The 2,933-nt window shown below is 49.1% G+C and carries 3 protein-coding genes; 2 read left to right on the forward strand and 1 reads right to left on the reverse strand.

Going from position 1 to position 2,933, the window contains the following annotated elements; genetic code table 11:
- Positions 1-71 precede the first annotated feature (71 nt).
- Positions 72-1,202 (reverse strand): bifunctional 2-C-methyl-D-erythritol 4-phosphate cytidylyltransferase/2-C-methyl-D-erythritol 2,4-cyclodiphosphate synthase, encoded by a 1,131-nt coding sequence (locus tag Q0338_RS06680; RefSeq protein WP_298086081.1) that lies wholly within the window; start codon positions 1,200-1,202, stop codon positions 72-74.
- A 99-nt stretch (positions 1,203-1,301) separates the two neighbouring features.
- Here Q0338_RS06680 and thiC point away from each other — a divergent pair, with 99 nt between their 5' ends.
- Entirely contained in the window at positions 1,302-2,636 is a 1,335-nt protein-coding gene (gene thiC / locus Q0338_RS06685; protein WP_298086082.1) for a phosphomethylpyrimidine synthase ThiC, read from the forward strand.
- Positions 2,626-2,933, forward strand: a 308-nt coding sequence (locus Q0338_RS06690; protein ID WP_298086083.1) for an iron-sulfur cluster assembly protein, incomplete at its 3' end; no start/stop codon positions are given. The genes thiC and Q0338_RS06690, both read left to right, overlap by 11 nt.

Genomic DNA, 2,933 nt, shown 5'->3' on the forward strand with positions numbered 1-2,933 from the left:
GAGGCGATGCTTTGGGCTAGGTAGATTTCGTTTTCTATTATCAAAACTCTCATTTTTTTACTTTCGTCGTTTTATTTTTGCGTCCAGTCGTAAATTTTTAGACTCGCCGACGCCGTGGCGGCTATGCCCTCGCCTCGCCCCGTAAAGCCTAGCTTCTCGGTCGTCGTGGCCTTTACGTTTATGCGGCTCGGGGTTAAATTTAGCGCATTTGCGATGTTTATTTCCATCGCGGATTTAAATTTACTAAGCTTTGGCCTCTCGGCGATAACGGTGACGTCGGCGTTTATCAGCTCAAAACCGACGCTTTGAACGAGCCTATATGCTTCTTTTAGTAACATAGCCGAGTCCGCACCCTTAAATTTATCGTCGGTATCGGGGAAATGCTCGCCTATATCGCCCAGCCCCGCCGCTCCTAGCACTGCGTCTATGAGCGCGTGGATAGCTACGTCGCCGTCGGAGTGGGCCCTTAAATTTCGTTCAAAAGGGATTTTTTCGCCGCCGATTGTTACGAAACTTCCCTCTTTTTTCTCTTCTTCAAAGGCATGCACGTCAAAACCGTTACCGACGTAAATTTCGCTTGACGGCGCGCTAAGGCCACAAATTTTGGCTAGATCGTCTTTAAATGTTATTTTTCTAGCGTTTTCATCGCCCTGCACGTACCAAATTTTACCGCCCGCAGCCGCTATCGCCGAGCTATCGTCGGTGTAAATTTGACCTGATTCAAGCGCGCTTTTTAGCATCGCCGTGCGCGAGAGCTGCGGAGTTTGGATGAGTTTAATCTGCTCTCTATCGACGGCCTGGGAGCCCAGATAAACGGTATCTGGCACCTTTAGTGCAGGTACGACGCAGTCGGCGTTTTGGATGCCGCCTATGATGCGCGAGAAAAGCTCGGCGCTAATCATCGGACGAGCGATGTCGCTAACCAAAACATATTCGCTTTGAACGAGCTTAAGAGCGTTTTTTAGGCTCTCTTGACGGGTCGCGCCGCCTTTTACGAAGCGATACGTTGGGGCAAATTTGCTCATATATTTTTCCTCGTTTGAGGCGATGATTATCTCTTTAAAAGCGTAGTGCGAGCTTAAATTTTTAGCCGCAAAGAGCCATAGCGGATCGCTTCCGACGCGCAACCACTGCTTTTTAACGGGCATTTCAAAACGGCTGGAGCTTCCGGCTCCGAGCATTATCAGCGTAACGTCTAGCAAAATTTCTCCTTTGGCGAAGTGTTACGATATTATACATCCTAAAAGCTTGTTTTTATCTTTTTTGAGTAAGATTAGAACCAAAATTTTAAGGAGCGAAACATGAAAGAATTTCGGGTCAAATTTGACTCCGCCGACAAAACTCCGACGCAGATGTACTACGCTAAAAAAGGCGTCATAACGCCCGAGATGAACTACGTAGCGCAGGCTGAAATGCTAGATCCCGAGCTCGTTAGAAGCGAGGTCGCCGCGGGCAAGATGATAATCCCCGCCAACATCCATCACGAAAATTTGCTCCCGATGGCGATCGGCAGGAAGGCAAAAACCAAAATCAACGCAAATATCGGCAACTCGAGCCTAAGCAGCGATATCTGCGCCGAGCTTGAAAAGCTGCAAATTTGCCTAAAATACGGCGCCGACACGGTCATGGATCTAAGCACGGGCGGCGATCTGGATGCCATTAGAAGCGCTATAATCGCAAACTCGACCGTCCCCATAGGCACCGTGCCGATGTATCAGATCATCCACGATATAAAAGAAGTCGAAAATTTGACGACGGATGACATCCTAAAAACGCTCGAAAAACAGGCGCGCCAGGGCGTTAGCTACTTTACTATACACGCGGGCTTTTTGCTCAAATTTATGCCGCTAGTCGCAAAACGCAAGATGGGTATCGTTAGCCGCGGCGGTAGCCTAACTGCTAGCTGGATGATGCATCATCATAAAGAAAACCCGTTTTACGAAGCCTTTGACGATATTTTAGAAATTTGCGCCGCTCACGACGTCGCGCTATCTCTTGGCGACGGGTTGCGTCCTGGCTGCCTATACGACGCGACTGATGAAGCTCAGCTTAGCGAACTGCGGGTTTTAGGCGAGCTAACGCTACGCGCATGGGAGAAAAACGTGCAGGTGATGATCGAGGGGCCGGGTCATATTCCTTTAAACCAAATAGAGTATAATATGAAAATCGAACGCGAGCTGTGCCACGGCGCGCCATTTTACGTGCTAGGGCCGCTGCCTACGGATATCGGCGCGGGGTACGATCACATCACTTCGGCTATCGGCGGGACGATGGCGGCCTTTTACGGAGCCTCGATGCTGTGCTACGTGACGCCTAAAGAGCACCTTGGTTTGCCAAACGCAAACGACGTCAGAGAGGGTATCGTAGCGCATAAAATCGCCGCTCACGCAGCCGACGTCGCGCTAGGCAAGGCTGGAGCGATAGAGCGCGATCACGCGATGAGCGACGCTAGATACGCTTTTGACTGGAACAGGCAGTTTGAGCTAAGCCTAGATCCCGAAAGAGCGCGCGAGCTGCATGACGAGAGCTTGCCGCAAGAGTCGTTTAAAAAGGCGGAATTTTGCTCGATGTGCGGGCCTAAATTTTGCGCGTATAAAATTTCAAAAAATCTAATGAAGGAGAAAAATGTTAAGTAAAGAGGATGTCTTAAATAGACTAAAAGGCGTGATATATCCGGGCTTTGAGAAAGATATCGTGAGCTTTGGATTCGTAAAAAACGTCGAAATCGGCGATAAAATTTTAATCGAGGTCGAGATCGTAAGCTCAAATCCCGACGTAGCAAACGAGCTGCGAACCGACATAAAGCGCGTGATGGGCTCAAACGAGTGCGTCATCAACATCATCCAACCAAAAATCCCCGAGGAAAAAAGCAACAGCCAAAGCGGTAAAAACATCGCTCCGCAGATCAAAAATTTCGTAATGGTAAGCTCGGG

The sequence above is a fragment of the uncultured Campylobacter sp. genome, from assembly GCF_938018145.1.
Classification (GTDB): domain Bacteria; phylum Campylobacterota; class Campylobacteria; order Campylobacterales; family Campylobacteraceae; genus Campylobacter_A.